The sequence below is a fragment of the Microcella daejeonensis genome (assembly GCF_026625045.1).
Lineage (GTDB): Bacteria > Actinomycetota > Actinomycetes > Actinomycetales > Microbacteriaceae > Microcella > Microcella daejeonensis.
Map to the genome: position 1 here is coordinate 1,791,926 of NZ_CP113089.1, position 17,319 is coordinate 1,809,244.

15 protein-coding genes are annotated in these 17,319 nt (G+C 73.5%); 8 read left to right on the forward strand and 7 right to left on the reverse strand.

Going from position 1 to position 17,319, the window contains the following annotated elements:
- Window position 1: 1 nt before the first annotated feature.
- The gene (locus tag OVN18_RS08705; RefSeq protein ID WP_267780326.1) at window positions 2–1,465 is read right to left on the reverse strand and encodes an aldehyde dehydrogenase family protein; all 1,464 of its coding nucleotides are present in this window, start codon (window positions 1,463–1,465) and stop codon (window positions 2–4) included.
- 126 nt (window positions 1,466–1,591) lie between these two features.
- Window positions 1,592–2,092, reverse strand: a complete 501-nt coding sequence (locus tag OVN18_RS08710) for a MarR family winged helix-turn-helix transcriptional regulator (protein ID WP_267780328.1) — start codon at window positions 2,090–2,092, stop codon at window positions 1,592–1,594.
- Window positions 2,093–2,196: 104 nt separating this feature from the next.
- Between OVN18_RS08710 and OVN18_RS08715 the strand changes: the two genes are divergently transcribed.
- Together OVN18_RS08715 and OVN18_RS08720 are read left to right on the forward strand one after the other, a co-directional pair.
- Complete coding sequence (locus OVN18_RS08715; RefSeq protein WP_267780329.1) at window positions 2,197–3,435, forward strand: cytochrome P450; 1,239 nt, start codon at window positions 2,197–2,199, stop codon at window positions 3,433–3,435.
- Window positions 3,436–4,147: 712 nt separating this feature from the next.
- Window positions 4,148–5,155, forward strand: a complete 1,008-nt coding sequence (locus OVN18_RS08720; protein WP_267736630.1) for an NAD(P)-dependent alcohol dehydrogenase — start codon at window positions 4,148–4,150, stop codon at window positions 5,153–5,155.
- Window positions 5,156–5,168: 13 nt separating this feature from the next.
- Here OVN18_RS08720 and OVN18_RS08725 read toward each other — a convergent pair whose 3' ends face one another.
- Complete coding sequence (locus OVN18_RS08725) at window positions 5,169–5,882, reverse strand: type 1 glutamine amidotransferase (protein WP_267736631.1); 714 nt, start codon at window positions 5,880–5,882, stop codon at window positions 5,169–5,171.
- A 96-nt stretch (window positions 5,883–5,978) separates the two neighbouring features.
- Between OVN18_RS08725 and OVN18_RS08730 the strand changes: the two genes are divergently transcribed.
- Window positions 5,979–7,337, forward strand: coding sequence for a glutamine synthetase family protein (locus tag OVN18_RS08730; RefSeq protein ID WP_267780330.1), 1,359 nt, complete (start codon window positions 5,979–5,981; stop codon window positions 7,335–7,337).
- Window positions 7,338–7,373: 36 nt separating this feature from the next.
- Here the strand turns inward: OVN18_RS08730 and OVN18_RS08735 are convergent, their stop codons facing one another.
- Window positions 7,374–8,186: an acetoacetate decarboxylase family protein gene (locus OVN18_RS08735; RefSeq protein ID WP_267780331.1), complete on the reverse strand. Its 813-nt coding sequence runs from the start codon at window positions 8,184–8,186 to the stop codon at window positions 7,374–7,376.
- 169 nt (window positions 8,187–8,355) lie between these two features.
- On the opposite strand from OVN18_RS08735, the gene OVN18_RS08740 reads away from it, so the two are divergent.
- The 3 genes from OVN18_RS08740 to OVN18_RS08750 are packed head-to-tail and all read left to right on the forward strand — an operon-like array spanning window position 8,356 to window position 10,921.
- Window positions 8,356–9,873 (forward strand): APC family permease, encoded by a 1,518-nt coding sequence (locus OVN18_RS08740; RefSeq protein WP_267780333.1) that lies wholly within the window; start codon window positions 8,356–8,358, stop codon window positions 9,871–9,873.
- Window positions 9,874–9,923: 50 nt separating this feature from the next.
- The gene (locus OVN18_RS08745) at window positions 9,924–10,211 is read left to right on the forward strand and encodes a hypothetical protein (protein ID WP_267780334.1); all 288 of its coding nucleotides are present in this window, start codon (window positions 9,924–9,926) and stop codon (window positions 10,209–10,211) included.
- A complete protein-coding gene (locus OVN18_RS08750; protein WP_267780336.1) occupies window positions 10,208–10,921 on the forward strand; it encodes a gamma-glutamyl-gamma-aminobutyrate hydrolase family protein in 714 nt (237 codons plus the stop codon). The genes OVN18_RS08745 and OVN18_RS08750 overlap by 4 nt, the downstream gene beginning before the upstream one ends.
- 39 nt (window positions 10,922–10,960) lie before the next feature.
- On the opposite strand, the gene OVN18_RS08755 is transcribed toward OVN18_RS08750, so the two are convergent.
- A complete protein-coding gene (locus tag OVN18_RS08755) occupies window positions 10,961–12,043 on the reverse strand; it encodes a phosphotransferase (protein WP_267780337.1) in 1,083 nt (360 codons plus the stop codon).
- 74 nt (window positions 12,044–12,117) lie between these two features.
- Between OVN18_RS08755 and nudC the strand changes: the two genes are divergently transcribed.
- Window positions 12,118–13,056, forward strand: a complete 939-nt coding sequence (nudC, locus tag OVN18_RS08760) for an NAD(+) diphosphatase (protein ID WP_267780338.1) — start codon at window positions 12,118–12,120, stop codon at window positions 13,054–13,056.
- Window positions 13,053–14,828 (forward strand): ATP-dependent helicase, encoded by a 1,776-nt coding sequence (locus OVN18_RS08765; RefSeq protein ID WP_267736639.1) that lies wholly within the window; start codon window positions 13,053–13,055, stop codon window positions 14,826–14,828. The genes nudC and OVN18_RS08765 overlap by 4 nt, the downstream gene beginning before the upstream one ends.
- On the opposite strand, the gene OVN18_RS08770 is transcribed toward OVN18_RS08765, so the two are convergent.
- Both OVN18_RS08770 and OVN18_RS08775 read right to left on the reverse strand, forming a co-directional pair.
- A complete protein-coding gene (locus OVN18_RS08770) occupies window positions 14,800–15,648 on the reverse strand; it encodes a hypothetical protein (RefSeq protein WP_267780341.1) in 849 nt (282 codons plus the stop codon). The two genes, OVN18_RS08765 and OVN18_RS08770, sit on opposite strands and share 29 nt — an antisense overlap.
- A 114-nt stretch (window positions 15,649–15,762) precedes the next feature.
- On the reverse strand, window positions 15,763–17,199 hold the full coding sequence (locus tag OVN18_RS08775) for a zinc-dependent metalloprotease (protein ID WP_267780342.1): 1,437 nt from the start codon (window positions 17,197–17,199) through the stop codon (window positions 15,763–15,765).
- Window positions 17,200–17,319 lie beyond the last annotated feature (120 nt).

Sequence of the window (17,319 nt, forward strand, 5' to 3'; positions counted from 1 at the left end):
CTTACTCCTTCCACCCGGAGGGTGCGTAGACGGTGTTCTTGACGTCGGCGTAGAAGTCGAACGACCAGGTGCCGCCCTCGCGGCCCACCCCGCTCTTCTTGCTGCCGCCGAAGGGCGCGCGCAGGTCGCGCACGAAGAAGCAGTTGACCCAGATCGTGCCGGCGACGAGGTTCTTCGTCAGCCGCTCGGCCCGCGCCCGGTCGCCGCAGACGACGACGGCGGCGAGCCCGAACTCGGTGCCGTTGGCGAGCTCGAGCGCCTCGGCGTCGGAGCTGAAGGTCTGCATGGTCAGCACGGGCCCGAAGACCTCGGCGGTGAGGATCTCGCTGCCCGGGGCGGCGTCGGCGAGCAGCGTGGGCCGGAAGTACAGCCCGCCGAGCTCGTCGTTGGCCCCGCCGCCGACGACGACGCGGGCGCCCTCGGCGGTGGCGCGCGCGACGAAGCCGGCGACGCGGTCGAGATGCACGCGGTGGATCTGCGGGCCGATCTGCGTCGACTCCTCGCGCGGGTCGCCCTGCCGCAGCCGTGCGGCGGCCTCGGCGAAGCGGGCGGCGAACTCCTCGGCGACGGCCTCGTGCACGAGCAGGCGCGTGCCCGAGAGGCACACCTGCCCGGCGTTGTCGTACTGCTCGACGGCGAGCTCGACGGCGAGGTCGAGGTCGGCGTCGTCAGTGACGATGAGCGGGCTCTTGCCGCCCAGCTCGAAGCTCACCGGCGTGAGGTTGTCGGCGGCGGCGCGGGCGATCGACTTCGCGGTCGGCACCGAGCCGGTGAACGAGATGCGGGCGATGCCGGGATGCGCGACGAGGGCCGCACCGGCCTCGGCGCCGTAGCCCTGCACGACGTTGAAGACCCCGGCCGGAACGCCGGCCTCGGCGGCGAGGTCGGCGAAGTAGCTCGCGCTGAGCGGCGTCCACTCCGCGGGTTTGAGCACGACGGTGTCGCCCGCGGCGAGCGCGGGACCGATCTTCCACGTCGCAAGCATGAGCGGGGCGTTCCACGGCGTGATGAGCGCCGCGACGCCCGACGGGTCCCACGAGATCGAGTTGGTGTGCCCGCGCGTCTCGAAGGGCTCGTGGTGCAGCTCGTCCACCGCCCAGTCGGCGAAGAAGCGCAGATTGTGGGCGACGCGGGGCATGACGCCCCGGCGGTGCGAGCGCAGCAGGGCGCCGTTGTCGAGCGTCTCGAGCTGGGCGAGCTGCTCGAGATCGCGCTCGACGAGGTCGGCGAGGCGGTGCAGGATGGCGCCGCGCCCGCGCGGGCCGAGGTCGCGCCAGGCGGGGAAGGCGGCGCGGGCCGCGGCGACGGCGGCATCGACCTCGGCGGCGCCTCCGCGGGCGATGCGCGCGAGGACCGCGCCGTCGATGGGGGAGACGCTCTCGAAGGTCTCGGCCGAGGCGACGCGCTCGCCGCCGATCGCGTGCCGCGTGTCGACGGTGAGGCCGGCGAGTTGCACCTGGTGCACGGGGGCTGCTCCTTCGCAGTCGGTCATTCGGGTACGAATGACTGGTGCGACGATGCTAGCCGAGTCGGGGCGCGCGCGACAGGGCGGGGGCGGTTCGGGATGCCCGGCAGCGGCATCCCGTGCCTCTCAGCGCGACTTCTCGGTCGCGAGCGTGATCCGGCGCAGCATGTCGGCGAGAGCGCCGCGCCGGTCGTCGCCGACGCCGCCGGCGACCGTGCGCTCGTGCGCGTTGAACTCGGGGAAGAGCGTCTGCATGAGCGCGCGACCGGCCTCGGTCATGCTCACCGAGACGAGGCGGCCGTCCTTCGCGCTGCGCTCGCGCGTCACGAGACCCTTCGTCTCGAGGGTGCCGAGCACGCCCGTGAGGGTCGCCTTCGAGAAGCCGCCCTCCTCGGCGATCTGCCGGGTCTCGATGGGCTCCCAGATCCAGGTGACCCAGAGCACGACGAAGGCCGTCCACGAGAGCCCGCTGTGCGAGAGCACCGTGCGCTCGAGGTAGTTGCGCGTGGCGTTGGCGGCGCGGAAGAGGTTCGACACCACGGCCATAGCCTCGAAGTCGATGGGCAGCGCGCCGAGCTTCTCGGCGACCTGCTGCTCGGTCTCGGCGAGCGTGTGCGGACTCGGCATGGTGTTCTCCTTCGTGGCCCTCCAATTCCACCACGTCAGGTGCGCGCCGGGCGATGGTTCGTTAGTATCCGAACAATTCGCTTCCTATGAAAGCAGGCGCTCCCATGGCGGTCTCCACGCTCACCCTCGCCGAACTCGATCTCTTCGCGCACGGAGCGCCGTGGCAGGTCTTCGAGGAGCTGCGCGCGACCCCGGGCCTGCACTTCTCGGAGGAGGAGGCGCCGAACCACGGCTTCCACTCGGTGACCCGCTACCACGACATCGTGCGCGTGCTGCGGGATCCGGCGACGTTCACCTCCGAGCGCTTCACCAACCTCGAGGAGGTCGACGCCGAGCAGGAGGAGATGCGGCGCTCGATGCTCGAGACCGACGGGCTGCGCCACCGCGCGATGCGCCGCATGCTGCAGGGCGAGTTCACCCCTCAGGCCGTCGCCAAGTACGAGACCTTCCTGCGCGGCATCACGGCCCGTACCCTCGACGCCGCGCTCGCGAAGGGCGAGTTCGACTTCGTCGAGGAGGTGAGCGCCGACTTCCCGATCCGGGTGCTCGCGCGCATCCTCGACGTTCCCGACAGCGACACCGGCAGGCTCATCGACTGGGGCAACCGCATGGTCGGCAACACCGACCCCGAGCACACGGACGTGCTCATCGGCTCGGCCGACAGCGAGGCCTACCGTCACGTCCCGTTCCGCTCCCCGGCGGCGCTCGAGGTCTACGAGTACGGCAAGCACCTCAAGGCCGAGCGCGCGGGCAAGGGAGGCACCGATCTGGTCTCCCTGCTCGCCAACGGCGTGCCGGGCGACGGCGTGCCCCTGAGCGAGCGCGACTTCAACACCAACTTCCTGCTGCTGGTCGTCGCGGGCAACGAGACGACGCGCCACACCATCACCCACACGATGAGCAACCTGCTGAACAACCCCGAGCAGCTGGCCCTGCTGAAGAACGACCCCTCGCTCATCCCGTGGGCGGTCGAGGAGTTCCTGCGCTTCGCCTCGCCGGTCTACCACTTCCGCCGCACGGCCACGGCCGACGTCGAGTTCTCGGGCACGGCGATCAAGAAGGGCGAGAAGGTCGTCACCTGGTTCGCCTCGGGCAACCGCGACGACGCCGTCTTCGACGATCCCTACCGCTTCGACGTGACCCGCAGCCCCAACGAGCACATGTCGTTCGGCCGCGGAGGCCCGCACATGTGCCTCGGTAACGCCCTCGCGCGCATCGAGCTGCGCATCATGTTCGAGGATCTGCTGACCCGCGACGTGGTGCTCGAGCGCACGGGCGACATCGACTACCTGCGCTCGAACTTCGTGCACGGCATCAAGCGCATGCCCGTCCGCGTCGCCTGATCCGGGATGCCCGGCGCGGCTCGCGCGCCCGCCGGCCCGCCCGCGCTCGCCGGCGCCCGCCCGTGTCTGCGCCCGCCCGTGTCTGCGCCCGCCGGCGCGACCCTTCGCTCCTGTCCATCTGCGCCCGTCGACGTGACCCCGCCCGCCCCTGAACCCGCGGCCGCCCGGACCCTCGCCCGTCCGCCCGCACCCGGGCTCGCTCGCCTGCACCCGCGTTCGCCCGCCCGCACCTGCGCCTGGCTGCCCGCCTGCACCCGTCCGTGCCGGTCTGCCCGGTCCTCCGGTCCGCTCGGCCCGCGGGCGCCGGTGGCGACGCGCTGGGGATGGTGTCGCCCACGTCGACCGCCGCTCTCGCGCACGGAACGGTAGCGCGCGGCGTCCCGTCCGCTCCACCTTCCACAACTGCGGAACGGGTGAGCCCGATTCACCCGCTCCGCAGTTGTGGAAGGGGCGCGAAGGAATGACCCGCCTCCTCGTCTCCCGCCTCTTCGTTTCCCGCCTCGACGCGAGAGGCCTCGCGCGCGCATCGACTCGACCCGCCCGGCGTCGGCGCACCCTTCCACCCGGCGTGGCCATGCCCCTCCGCGCGACCGCCTCGCCGAGCCCGTCCGCGCGTGACCCCCTCACCCCGCCCCTCCCCGCTCGACAGCGCGGCCGCGGTCGAGCATCCTGACATCGTGCTCGGCTCCGGGTGCGATGAGGAGAGCGCTGCATGAGATCGGTCGTCGCGACCCGCTACGGCGGCCCCGAGGCGCTGCGCATCGTGGATGCCCCGGCTCCCGTGCCCGCCGAGGGTCAGGTGCTCGTGCGCATCGCCGCCAGCTCGGTCAACCCGCTCGACTGGCACGAGCTGCGCGGCCGGCCCTACCTGGTGCGGATCGGCTCGGGCCTGCGCCGCCCCAGAACCCCGGCCCGCGGCAGCGACCTGGCCGGAACGATCGAGGCGATCGGCCCCGGGGTCGACGACCTGCTGGTCGGCGATGAGGTCATGGGTTTCGGCGTCGGCGCGTGGAGCGACCTCGCGGTGGTGAGCGCGCGCGGCGTCGTGCGCCGACCCGCGACCCTCGGCGTGCACGAGGCCGCCGGGGCCGGCATCGCCGCGATCACCGCCCTGCAGGCGCTGCGCCGCGGAGGTCTGACCGGCCCCCGCACCTGGCGGCCGGGCGAGGTCGAGCCCATGCCGCCGCGCGTGCTGATCATCGGCGCCTCCGGGGGAGTGGGCACTTTCGCGGTGCAGCTCGCCAAGCTCTTCGGCGCGCACGTCACCGCGGTCACCAGCACGCGCAACCTCGTGCTCGCCGAGCGCATCGGCGCGGACGAGCTCATCGACTACACGACCACCGCGCTCGACGACGGGCTGCGGCGCTTCGACCTCGTGCTCGAGCTCGCGGGCGCGCGCCGGCTCGGGGAGCTCGCGCGGCTGCTGACGCCGCGCGGATCCCTCATCGCCTGCGGTGCCCCGCGCGGCCAGTGGATCGGCCCGCTCGCCTCGGTGGCGGCGCTCGCCGTGCGGGATCGGTTCTCGCGGCGCACCTTCGCGAGCATCCTGGCCCGCCGCGACCGCGTCGATCTCGGGATGCTCGCCGATCTGCTCGGCACGGGCGCGCTGCGCACCGTCGTCGGCGAGGTGCTGCCCCTCGAGCGCATCGCGGAGGCCGTCGCGCTCAGCGAGAGCGGGCACGCGCGCGGCAAGATCATCGTCGACCTCACCGGCCCCTGACGCCGGAGAGCCCTCAGCCCGGCAGCAGCCCCGACACCCGCGTCAGGAAGGTGTCGACGAGCGCGAAGGTGCGCTCGCGCGCCACCGACTCGGCCGCGCGGGTCTGCGCGAGCATGACCTCGGGGTCGAGCCCCGCGGCCCGCACCTGCCGCTCGCCGCCCTCGTCGAGCCAGCCGGCGAGCCCGGCCGCGTCGAGCTCGGGGTGGAACTGCACGGCGAGCGATCGGCCGATCACGAAGGCCTGCGACGCCGCGGGGTTCCGCGCGATCTCGCGCGCGCCCGGCGGCACCGACCAGCGGTCGTAGTGGAACTGGAACCAGGGGCCCTCGCCGACGAGCTCGGGCTCGTCGCTCCAGACGGCGTGCCATCCGATCTCGGAGGCCGGCGCGGGGGCGACGCCCCCGCCGAGCGCGCGCGCGAGCAGCTGGCCGCCGAAGCAGATGCCGAGCACGGGCATCCCGCCGGAGTGGGCGCGGCGCAGCCAGTCGATCTCGGGGCCCAGCCACGCACCGATCCGGTCGTCGTCCCACGCGCCCCACGGGGCGCCGAGGGGCACGACGACGTCGTAGGGCTCGAGCGGGGGGAACGCGGCGGCGACGTTCGGCCGGCGAAACGACGACGCCGGGACCACCTGCATGGTCTCGACCTCGATACCGTGGTGGGCGAAGCGCTCGCCCACGGGCCCCAGGGGGCTCACGTGGTCGTGCTGCACGAACAGGGCCTTCATCGGTGCGACCTCCTCGTCGACGCGGTGGGTGCCCTACAGTATCGTTTGAGGCCGAACGATCAGTCGGACGCCGCGAGTGCCACAAGGGAGTGGACCATGGAACGAAGCCTTGTCGACCTGCAGCACGAGCTCACCGAAGCCGGGATCGACGTGCTGCGGGTGATCTACGCCGACATCCTCGGCACCACCCGCGCCAAGGACATGCTCGTGAGCGAGCTCGGCCGCGTCACGCACGGCGGGCCGGCCTTCTGCCAGGGCGTCTGGGTCACGACGACGCACGGCGACGTGCTCGACGGCGGCTCGGTGCTCACCGACGGGCTCGAGGACTTCATCTCGCAGATCGTGCCCGGCTCGTGGCGCCCGATGCCGTGGGAGCCGGGCGTCGCCTACGCCGTCGCCGGGGCCGCCAACCCCGACATGACGCCCAACGACTTCGCCCCGCGCACCCTGCTCGAGCGCATCGTGGGCGAGTTCGCCTCGCTCGGGCTCACCCCCGTGGTCGGCCCCGAGCTCGAGTTCTTCATCGCCGAGGCCCGCGAGGGCAGCGCGCCGGGCTACCAGCAGGCCATCCAGCAGCCCGGCCGGGTCTACACCTCCGGGGCGACCGTCGACCCGCACGGCACCTTCCTGCACCTGCTGCGCATGCTCGACCGGATGCGCATCGGCGTGTTCGCGGGCAACCACGAGTTCAGCGCCAGCCAGTACGAGATCAACTTCTGGCACGGCGAGGCCCTCGACGCCGCCGACCGCACCCTGCTGCTCAAGACCGCCGTGAAGGACGTCGTGTCGCGGACGGGTCGGTTCGCGACCTTCCTCGGCAAGCCGTGGACGGAGGAGGGCGGCAGCGGGTTCCACCTGCACTTCTCCGTCGTCGACGCGGAGGGCGTGAACCTCATGCACGCGCCCGACGGGTCGCTCAGCGAGCTCGCCCGGCACATGATCGGCGGCATCGTGCACCACGCCCCCGCGCTCACCGCCCTCTGCAACCCGACCGTCAACGCCTTCAAGCGCCTCGGCCCCGACACGCTCGCCCCGTACCGCGCGAACTGGGGCTTCGACAACCGCAGCGCGCTCGTCCGCATCCCGCCCGAGCGCGGCGCGGGCACCCGGCTCGAGATCCGGCTCGGCGACGGCTCGGCCAACCCGTACCTGATGATCGCGGCGATCCTCGCCGCGGCGCTCGACGGCATCCGCACGAAGCGCGAGCCGGCCGAGCCCGTCCACGGGCTCGCCTACGGCGACGAGGGGGGTGCGGTTCTGCCCATGACGCTGGGGGCGGCGCTGGATGCCCTCGCCGACGACGCGGTCCTGCGCGAGCTGCTCGGCGGCCCGCTCGTTGAGGTCTTCGAGGTGCTCAAGCGCGACGAGGTGGCGCGCTACACCGGGGCCGTCGCCGACCCCGAGACCCGCGAGGTCACCTCGTGGGAGATCGAGGAGTACTTCCTCGACCTGTGACGGGCGGTCCGGGGGCGCACGGGGCGCCGGCGCCCCTCAGACGCTCGGGTCCGACCGATCGGCGACGAGGCTGCCGCCGGTGAAGGTCACGCCGACCTCCCGGTAGTACGCCGCGATGTGCTCGCGCACCGGCAGGATCGAGGCGAGCTCGTCCCAGGGGGAGTCGTGCAGCTCGAGCGCGAAGTCGCCCGTCCAGGTCTCGCCGATGTCGGCATCGCTCGTGCTCATGGTGATGAGCTGATCGAGGCTGTTGCCGGCGCCGGGGGTGATGGAGGGCATCCATCGCGAATGCAGCATCGGGTGGCCGTTGACGAAGCCGTTGGTCTCGCTGGGCTCGCGCAGGGTCACGACGAGCGAGGCGAGACGGTGGTCGTACGCGGCGAGCGAGGCGCCGAGCTTCGCCCCCGGGGCGAGGCGGGGGGATGCCCGGCCGACCGAGAACACGCGGGTCACGGCCATCGAGCCGAGCTTCTTGGGGTAGCCCTGGAACCAGCCGCGCCCGATGGCGAAGTCCTTCGTCACCCAGATCGCGACGCAGCGCGTGTAGGTGACGCCCTCGTAGCGGCAGCGCACGACGGCGAAGGTCTCGAGGTACTGCGAGCGCTGCGGGTCGAGCAGCTCGGCGCCGCCTGTCGAGCACGACTGCCAGTCGGCCCAGATGAGCGCGACGGCGCCCGGATCCTCCTCGGCGAGCTCGACGCCCTCGGGCAGCAGCGCCGCGACGTTCTCGGGGTCGGTGCGGTACTCGGCGGTGAGGAGCGTGCCCGAGTAGTACCAGGGCATGTCGGGCACGATCGCGCTCGCGCCGGAGGGGGTCTGCGGGGCCATGAAACCGCGGAGGTCTGCCATGGCGTCAGGCTAGCAAGTCATTCGGGAACAAACGATAGGGCGGGCGCGAAATCTGCTGAGCGGAAATCCGCATCATCCGGATGCTTGACGCGCGTTCGCGCGTCCCCCACTCTTGAGCCACTTCGTTTCGACCCGAACGATCGTCCCGCTCGATGAGGAGTCCCGGACCATGACCCACCAGACCCCCGCCGCCGGAACCGCCCCCGCCGCGCGCGACTCCGCCCTCCGGCCTGGCCGCCTCGGCGTGCTCGGCATCGTCTTCTTCGTCGTCGCCGCCTCGGCCCCGCTCATCGGCATCACCGGGGCCGTGCCCGTGGCGATGCTGCTCGGCACCGGCGCCGCGGTGCCCGGCGCGTATCTCGCCGTAGGCCTCACCCTGCTCCTGTTCTCGGTCGGCTACGCCACGATGAGCCGCTCGATGACCAACTCCGGCGCCTTCTTCGCCTACGTCGGCAAGGGGCTCGGAGTGCGGGCGGGCGTCGCCGCGGCGTTCGCCGCCCTGCTGGCCTACCTCACCATCCAGCTCGCGATCTACGGATTCTTCGGCGTCGTCGTCTCCGGCTTCGCGGCGGGGCTCGGCCTCGACCTGCCCTGGTACGTCTGGTCGATCCTCGTCTGGGCGATCGTGAGCGCGCTCTCGCTGCTGAGCGTCGACGTCGGCGCCAAGGTGCTCGGCGTGATGCTCGTGCTCGAGGTGATCGTGCTGCTCGTCGCGGCGATCGCCATGCTCGCGAACGGCGGCCCCGAGGGGTGGATGCTCGCCGCCTCCTTCTCTCCCGACCAGGTCTTCGCGGGCGGCTTCGCCGGCACCGCGGGTATCGCGCTCGCCTTCGCCTTCGCGAGCTTCATCGGCTTCGAGGCCACGGCGATCTACGGGGAGGAGGCGAAGGATCCGAAGCGCACCGTTCCGCTCGCCACGTACATCTCGATCGTCGTGATCAGCGTGCTCTTCGCCATCGTCTCCTTCGCCATGGTGACGGGGATGGGCGCCTCGCAGGTCGCCGACCGGGTGATCGAGCTGTCGGGAGGGCTGGCCGATCCGGCCGGGGTGCTCTTCGGCCTCACCGAGCAGTACGTCGGCGGCTGGCTGACCGTCGGCATGGGCATTCTCGTCATCACGAGCCTCTTCGCGGGTCTGCTCGCCTTCCAGAACGCGGCGAGCCGCTACTTCTTCGCCCTCGGGCGCGGCGGGGTGCTGCCGGCCGCGGTCGCCCGCACCAACACCGCGGGCGCGCCGATCATCGGCGTCGCCATCACCTCGGCCGTGGCGCTCCTCGTCATGATCGTCTTCGCCGTGGCCGGCCTCGACCCCTTCGCGAACCTCTTCTCGTGGATGAGCTCGGTGACGGTCATCGCGATCGTGCTCGTCGAGATCCTCGTGAGCGCGGCCGTCATCCGGTACTTCATGGCGCACGAGGGCGGCACGGTCTGGTCGACGAAGATCGCCCCCGGCCTGTCGATCCTCGCGCTCGGAGTCGGGCTGTACCTGCTCATGTCGCGCTTCAACCTGCTCGCCGGCACGGCGCCCGAGGGCGTCGACCCCTCGCTGCCCGAGAGCGCCTGGCAGCTCAACGCCCTCGGCTGGCTGCTCGTGCTGCTGCCCTTCGTGCTGCTCGTCGTCGGCTACGTCATCGCCCGCACCGGCGGGAGGAGGAGCGAGCAGCTCGTCAAGGACTTCGCGTCCTGAGCCCGGCGGTAGCGTTGCGGTCGGCCGTCCGGCCGCGGAGAGAGGACCTCATGAGAGACGACGAGTACGACCTGGACGTCACGGCCGCGCAGCCGATCGACGACGCCGCCATCGCCGCGCTCAGCCGCGACGAGCTCATCCAGGCGATCGTCGCGCTGCCGCCCGAGCTGCGCATGGGCATGGGCGGCATCCTGCTCGAGAAGCGCACCTACTCCGACGTCTCGCAGGAGCTCGGCATCCGCCAGGCCGAGCTCGTGCGCCAGGTGCACCGCGGCCGCGCGCTCATCTCGCGGCAGCTGGCCGCGCGGGAGGCGGCGGGCGAGGGGGCGGCCGGATGAGCAGGGCCCCTGTTATCGGCCTCAGCACCTACCTCGAGCCCGCGGCGATGGGCATCTGGGATCGCCCCGCCGTCGTGCTGCCCCGCGTCTACACCGACGCCGTGCTCAGTGCGGGCGGGGTGCCCGTGGGCCTCCCGCCGCAGCCGCCGACGGCCGAGGCGGTCGCAGCGGTGCTCGACGCCGTCGACGGGCTCGTCATCACCGGCGGCAAGGACGTCGATGCGGCGCTCTACGGCGAGACCGCGCATCCCGAGAACGACGCCCCGCGCCCCGACCGCGACGCCTGGGAGATCGCGCTGGTGCGCGCGGCGATCGAGCGCGACCTGCCACTGCTCGGCATCTGCCGCGGACTGCAGGTGCTCGTCGTCGCCCTCGGCGGCACGCTCGTGCAGCACCTGCCCGACCTGATCGGCTCGAGCCGGTACAGCAACGGCGACGCGACCTTCGCCGACAACCCGGTGATCACCGTGCCCGGCAGCCGGGTGGCGGGGATGCTCGGCGCGAGCGCCACCGTGAAGAGCTACCACCACCAGGCTGCCGACCGCGTGCCGCCCGAGCTCGAGGTCACCGCGCGCGGCGACGACGGCGTGGTGCAGGCCGTCGAGGTGCCCGGCATGCGCTTCGGCGTCGCCGTGCAGTGGCACCCGGAGGAATCGCCCGAGGACGCCCGACTGCTCACCGGCCTGGTCGAGGCCGCCCGCGCCCGCTAGTCGCGCGCGGCACGAGCCGCGACCGGGGCCGCGGCCGCGCTAGTCGCGCGGCGTCGGCGGCGTGGCGACGTCGTCGCCCGAGCCGGGCCGGCTCGGCGAGGCGGGGGAGGCCGCGCCGATGGGCTGCAGGTCGAGCCCGCCCGCGCTGCGCAGGCCGGCGAGGTCGTGCGCGTCGGTGAGGGTCGAGGGCCGTGCCGGCTCGGCGGCGAGCGAGGCGGTCATGTCGGTGTGCACGCGGTCGAGCAGGGCGTGCAGCATTCCGACGGCGTCGTCGATGATCTCCTGGCTGCGGCTGGCCGTGCCGTGCAGCAGCCAGCGTGCCACCTCGAGCTCGGCGGCGAAGACGGCGCGACGCCCGAGCTGCTTGTCGTGCACGCCGCGGGCCTGGTGGTAGGCGTCGAAGGCGGCGTCGGGCACGGCGGCGTCGGGCGCGCCGAGCAGCCAGAACAGGTCCCGCGCGGGGTCGGCGACCTGCAGCCGGCTCCAGCCGAGCACGCCCGTGACGGTCTCGGCGATGGCGAGGAAGGAGGAGGCCGCGAGCGCGCCGTTGATCACGGTCGGGGTGAATTGCCAGAGGGTCGTGTCCTCGACCGCGAGCTCCCAGCGGCGCTGCAGGCCCGCGGGCACGAGGCCGGTGCTCACCGCGCGGTCGAGGGTCGAGGTGCTCTCGCGCACCACGTCGACGGCGCGCAGCTGCGGCAGGCCGACGTCGGCGACGACGCTCGTCGGCAGGGCGTGGATGGCGGCGACGGCCTGGCCGATCGAGGCGGCGAGCCCGGGAGTGATGCGGCCGAGCGAGACGGGGTCGCCGTCGACGAACTCGTGCACGACGGCGCGGGTGCCGCCGGCGGGCGCCTGGCCGAGCAGGCGGGGGGCGGCGAACGGCAGTCGACCGCGCACCCCGTCGCTGAGCGCGCGCAGGGCGACCATGTCGGCCGACTGCTCCGACTCGGCCGCGGTCGTGCGCGGCGCCCGCACCACGAGGCGCCGTCCGTCGCGGGTCGACAGCAGCGCGGAGTCCGTCCCGCCGGAGGTCGAGCCGAGCCGCTCCGAGGTCGTGACGTCGAGGCCGGGAACGGCCGCCGTCGCGAGCGCGGCTAGAGTGAGAGGGGTCCTGGCCATACCGACAGGGTAGGTGGCGCGCTCCTCACGAGGGCCGTGCGCCACGCGCTTCCGCCGCCGCAGATGGGGTCTTGATGCACCGTTCGATCACCGCTCGACTGCCCCTCTCGCGGTACCGCATCGACCGCGACGACACCGCGCGGCTGCGTCCCGACCTCTTCGCCGAGCTCGCGGCCGAGCCGAGCTCGCGGGTGCTGCCCGTGTGGCGCGGCGAGGTGCTGCTGACCACGGCCGAGCATCCCGCCCTCGCCCTCCTCCCCGCCGACGCGGTGCCGACGGATGCCCTGCGCATCTACCTCGGGCGCACCACCGAGGCCGAGGCCGACCTGCCGGCCGGCGCCGCGATCATCGCCGCGGTGCTCGACGACGCGGCCGGCGAGCGGATGGCGCGCGACGTCACCCGCTGGGGCAATCCCCGCACCCTCGGCCACCAGCTGAGCGACCGCGATGCGGGCCTCGCCGTCGAGGCGCTCGCGATCGCGAACTGGCACGCCAGCCACGCCTTCTCGCCGCGCACGGGCAACGCCACGACGCCCGGCCGCGCCGGCTGGGTGCGCGTCGACGTCGAGACGGGCCGCGAGATGTTCCCGCGCACCGACGCCGCCATCATCGTCGGCGTGACGGACGAGCGCGACCGCCTCGTGCTCGGCAGCAACGCCGCGTGGGAGTCGAACCGCTTCTCGCTGCTCGCCGGCTTCGTCGAGCCGGGGGAGTCGCTCGAGGCCGCGGTCGCCCGCGAGGTCGCCGAGGAGTCGGGCCTGCGCGTCGTCGACCCCGTCTACGTCGGCTCGCAGCCGTGGCCGTTCCCCGCCTCGCTCATGCTGGGCTTCCGCGCGACGCTCGACCCGTCCTCGGCCGCCGAGCTGCGGCCCGACGGCGACGAGATCCTCGATCTGCGCTGGTTCAGCCGCGACGAGCTGAGGAGCCAGCTCGACACGATCGTGCTGCCCGGGCGCACCTCCATCGCGCGCGCCATCATCGAGGACTGGTACGGGGGGCCGCTCGAGGCATGAGCGACGCCGACAGTCTTCTCGCCGCGCTCGACGAGCAGCAGCGCACGGTCGCCGAGAGCCTGCTCGGTCCGGTCTGCGTGCTCGCCGGGGCCGGCACCGGCAAGACCCGCGCCATCACGCACCGCATCGCCTACGGCGTGGCCACGGGCTCGTACGACCCCTCGCGGGTGATGGCGCTCACCTTCACGACGCGGGCGGCGGGGGAGCTCGCCGGACGGCTCCGGGCCCTCGGGGCGGAGGGCGTCGCGGCCCGCACCTTCCACTCGGCGGCGCTGCGCCAGCTGCACTACTTCTGGCCCATCGTCGTCGGCGGCAGCGCGCCGAGCATCCTCGACGGCAAGGCGCGCCTGCTCGGCCAGGCGGCCTCGAGCATGAAGCTCTCGGTCGACACGCCCGCTCTGCGCGATGCGGCGGCCGAGATCGAGTGGCGCAAGGTGAGCCGCATGAGCCTCGAGCAGTACGCGCGCGCCGCCGAGAGCCGCACCATGCCGGCGAAGCTCGACGTCGGGCAGATGGTCGAGCTGCACCGCCGCTACGAGCAGCTGAAGGACGACCGCCGTCAGATCGACTTCGAGGACGTTCTGCTGGTGACGGCCGGGATGCTCGAATCCGAGCCGCGCGTCGCGGAGCAGGTGCGCGAGCAGTACCGCTTCTTCGTCGTCGACGAGTACCAGGACGTCTCGCCCCTGCAGCACGACCTGCTGACGCTCTGGCTCGGAGGGCGGCGCGAGCTCTGCGTGGTCGGCGACGCCTCGCAGACCATCTACTCCTTCGCCGGCGCCTCGAGCGACTACCTCGTGCGCTTCGGCTCCGAGTACCCCGACGCCGAGGTCGTGCGGCTGGAGGACAACTACCGGTCGACGACCGAGATCGTCTCGCTCGCGAACCGCCTCATGCGCGGGCGCCCGGGCGCCCTGACGCTGCGGGCCGCGGGGGAGACCGCGACGGCGGGCGCGACGCCCACGGTCAGCCGTCACGCCGACGATGCGGCCGAGGCCGCCTCGCTCGCGCAGACCATCGCGCGGCGCATCGCCGACGGCACGCCGCCCGAGTCGATCGCCGTGCTGTACCGCATCAACACCCAGTCGATCGCGATCGAGGCGGCGCTGCGTAGGGCGGGCATCCCCGTGCAGACGCGGGCGAACAGCCGCTTCTTCGACCAGCCGGAGGTCAAGCAGGCCATCATGCTGCTGCGCGGCGCGTCGATCGCCGGGGCCGCCTCCGTCGGCGGGGGCGAGGAGCCGCTGTTCAAGAGCGTCAGCGACGTGCTGCGCGGGCTCGGCTGGCAGCAGGAGGCCCCCGAGGGCTCCGGGGCCGAGCGCGCCCGGTGGGACAGCCTGACCGCCCTGCTCGGCCTGGCCGAGGAGGCGCCGGCGGGCACGACGCTCGCCGACTTCGTGCGCGAGCTGCAGCGCCGCGTGCAGGCCCAGCACGAGCCGACGCGCTCGGCCGTCACGCTCTCGACGCTGCACGCCGCGAAGGGTCTGGAGTGGGACGTCGTGCACATCGTCGGCCTCAGCGAGGGCCTCGTGCCGATCAGCTTCGCGAAGGGCTTCGAGGCCATCGACGAGGAGCGCCGGCTGTTCTACGTGGGCGTCACGCGCGCCCGCCGGGTGCTCGAGCTCTCGTGGGCGCAGCGTCCCATGCAGGCGCGGGCCGAGCGCGCGGCCAGCCGGTTCCTCGATGAGATCCGCCCGCCCGGCTCGGCCGCGGGCTCCGGGGCGATCGCCGCGGGCGCGGGGCTCAACCGGCGATCGGCACTGCGCGACTGAGGTCGTGCGGGGGCGCGACGCGGGGCGGCGCCTCGAGCCCGGCGAGCTCCAGACCGCGGCAGCCGCAGCGGGGGGAGGGCTGCCACGCCCGCTCGACCCGCGCGCCGTCGTCGGCCGCGATGCGCAGGCTGCGCCCGCCCTCGCCGGCGAGCATCCGCACCGTCGCCGCCCCGGCCTCGTCGACGAGCATCGCGGTCTCGGCCGCGGCGGGGGAGCCCCAGAGCTGCGTCGCGATCGCGGGCCAGGCGGCGTCGAGGGCGGTGCGGCGCTGCTCGACGCAGGCGAGGCACGCGGTCGAGCCCGGCACGACGAGCGGCCCGATGGTCGCCGAGGCCTCGCCGATCACGACGGGCAGGTGCCGCACGTCGCGGCGCAGCCAGCGCAGGTGCTCGAGCGGATCCACGACGTGCGTGCTCACGAGCACGACCGCCTCGATGCCGGTCTCGTCGTCGAGCTGATCGCCGGCCGCGGCGGTGACGACGGGATGCCCCGCCTCGGCCAGCACGCGCGCGATGCGCGCGGCCGAGCCCCCCGTGCCGATGACCGCCACCCGCGCGAGCGGCGCGGACTCGGCGGGGTGCGCACCGAGCGCGGGGGCGAGCCGGGCGAGCAGGCGCTCGACCTCCTCGTCGGGGATGCGGGCGGCGTGCGCGAGCACCCCGAGCCCGGCTCGCGTCACGCCGGTCTCGAGCGCGGCGACGAGCCGGGCATCGCCGTCGGAGACGGCGTCGAGCACGACGAGCGCGGGGTCGACGCCGATCTGCAGGCTGTCGGGGGTGCGCCAGACGATGGCGCGGCGGGGGTCGAGGCGCAGGATCATGGCGCACATGATCGGCAGGCCCGCCGCCGCGCGCCCGGGTTGTGCACAGCGCGACGGGCTGCGCCACGGAGCGGGCCGCGAGCAACGGGCCGCCCTGCTGCGGTCAGCTCGCGGTCAGCTCGCGGCGGGTCGCGGGGGGTCGGTCTCGTCGTCCTCGGAGCGCTCGGCGCCGCGCGGCTCCTCGGGCTCCTCGCCGGGGGCCCGCTCGACCGGGCGATCGCCGCCGCCCTCGAGCAGCTCGGTGAGCGCCTGATCGAAGGCCTCGTCGTCGACGGGGCCGGAGCGCAGCGAGGCGATGACGCGGGCCGGGTCGTCGATGTCGGTGGCTTCGGGGAGCAGATCGGGGTGCGCCCACAGCTCGTCGCGCGTCGCGGAGCCCACGGCATCGGTGACGGATCGCCAGAACGCCGCGGCCTCGCGCAGGCGCCGCGGGCGCAGCTCGAGCCCGACGAGCGTCGCGAAGGCCGATTCGGCCGGACCGCCCGCGGCACGGCGGCGGCGCACGGTCTCGGCGACGGCGTCGGCCTTCGGCAGCCGGGAGGTGGCGTCGGCGGTGACGACGTCGACCCAGCCCTCGATGAGCGCGAGCGTCGTCTCGAGGCGGGAGAGGGCGGCGAGCTGCGCCTTGGACTTCGGCGGGATGAGCGCCCCGCTCGTGAGCGCCTCGCGCAGGCTCTCGGGGTTCGAGGGGTCGAGGTCGGCGGCGAGCGACTCCATGCGGTCCATGTCGATCGTGATGCCGCGGGCGTAGTCGGTGATGGCGCTGATGAGGTGCAGCCGCAGCCAGCGCGCGTGCCGGAACAGTCGCGCGTGCGCGAGCTCGCGCACCGCGAGGTAGAGCTGCACCTGATCGGAGGGGATGTCGAGGCCCTGCCCGAAGGCGGCCATGTTCTGCGGCAGCAGCGCCGCCTGCACGTCGTGCTCGTCGCGGCCCGGCAGCAGGGGGATCCCGATGTCGCCGCCCGAGACGACCTCGGCCGAGAGCTGGCCGACGACGTGACCGAGCTGCAGGGAGAACAGCGTGCCGCCGAGCGACCGCATGACGCGCGTGGCGTCGCCGAGCATCGCCTTCATCTCCTCGGGCACCTGGCCGTCGAGCGCCCCCGTGAGCGCATCGGCGATGGAGAGGGCGACCGGCTCCGCGAGCTGGGTCCAGACCGGCATGGTCTGCCGGGCCCAGTCGGCGCGGGTGAGCAGCGAGGGCTCCGCCGTCAGCTGGGTGATGGCGGTCGCCTCGTCGAGCCACAGCGCGGCGACGTGCAGCGCCTGCCGCAGCGCCTCGAGCTCGGCCGGCGTGGAGGCGACGGCGCCGGTCGCGGCGATGCGCCCCGACTCCTCCTTCGCCAGTCGCCAGTCGACGCCGTCACCGTCGCCGCTCGCGTTCATCGCCTGCTGCAGCTGGCTCATGAGCCGGGCGAGCATCGCGGGGTCGGTGGGCAGTCCTGCGGCCCCGGCGAGCTTCGAGGGATCCATATCGCCCTCGCCCGCCAGGAATTTACGCATCATCTCGCGGAACTCGTCGCCGGCTCCGCCGAGGGGATCCTCAGCCATGCTCCCTACGCTAGTGTGGCGTCCAGGGGGCGGTACCCGGTTTCGCCGTAGGCTGACGGCCGGACGACCCGCTCGGCGGCGCGATCCGGAAGCGGCGCCCTCTGCGCGGCGCATTCACCT

Bases quoted from the DNA above. Each gene is read 5' to 3' on its own strand.
- OVN18_RS08710 (WP_267780328.1), bottom strand. From the start codon at position 2,092: ATGCCGAGTCCGCACACGCTCGCCGAGACCGAGCAGCAGGTCGCCGAG.
- OVN18_RS08715 (WP_267780329.1), top strand. From the start codon at position 2,197: ATGGCGGTCTCCACGCTCACCCTCGCCGAACTCGATCTCTTCGCGCAC.
- OVN18_RS08720 (WP_267736630.1), top strand. From the start codon at position 4,148: ATGAGATCGGTCGTCGCGACCCGCTACGGCGGCCCCGAGGCGCTGCGC.
- OVN18_RS08725 (WP_267736631.1), bottom strand. From the start codon at position 5,882: ATGAAGGCCCTGTTCGTGCAGCACGACCACGTGAGCCCCCTGGGGCCC.
- OVN18_RS08730 (WP_267780330.1), top strand. From the start codon at position 5,979: ATGGAACGAAGCCTTGTCGACCTGCAGCACGAGCTCACCGAAGCCGGG.
- OVN18_RS08735 (WP_267780331.1), bottom strand. From the start codon at position 8,186: ATGGCAGACCTCCGCGGTTTCATGGCCCCGCAGACCCCCTCCGGCGCG.
- OVN18_RS08740 (WP_267780333.1), top strand. From the start codon at position 8,356: ATGACCCACCAGACCCCCGCCGCCGGAACCGCCCCCGCCGCGCGCGAC.
- OVN18_RS08745 (WP_267780334.1), top strand. From the start codon at position 9,924: ATGAGAGACGACGAGTACGACCTGGACGTCACGGCCGCGCAGCCGATC.
- OVN18_RS08750 (WP_267780336.1), top strand. From the start codon at position 10,208: ATGAGCAGGGCCCCTGTTATCGGCCTCAGCACCTACCTCGAGCCCGCG.
- OVN18_RS08755 (WP_267780337.1), bottom strand. From the start codon at position 12,043: ATGGCCAGGACCCCTCTCACTCTAGCCGCGCTCGCGACGGCGGCCGTT.
- nudC (WP_267780338.1), top strand. From the start codon at position 12,118: ATGCACCGTTCGATCACCGCTCGACTGCCCCTCTCGCGGTACCGCATC.
- OVN18_RS08765 (WP_267736639.1), top strand. From the start codon at position 13,053: ATGAGCGACGCCGACAGTCTTCTCGCCGCGCTCGACGAGCAGCAGCGC.
- OVN18_RS08770 (WP_267780341.1), bottom strand. From the start codon at position 15,648: ATGATCCTGCGCCTCGACCCCCGCCGCGCCATCGTCTGGCGCACCCCC.
- OVN18_RS08775 (WP_267780342.1), bottom strand. From the start codon at position 17,199: ATGGCTGAGGATCCCCTCGGCGGAGCCGGCGACGAGTTCCGCGAGATG.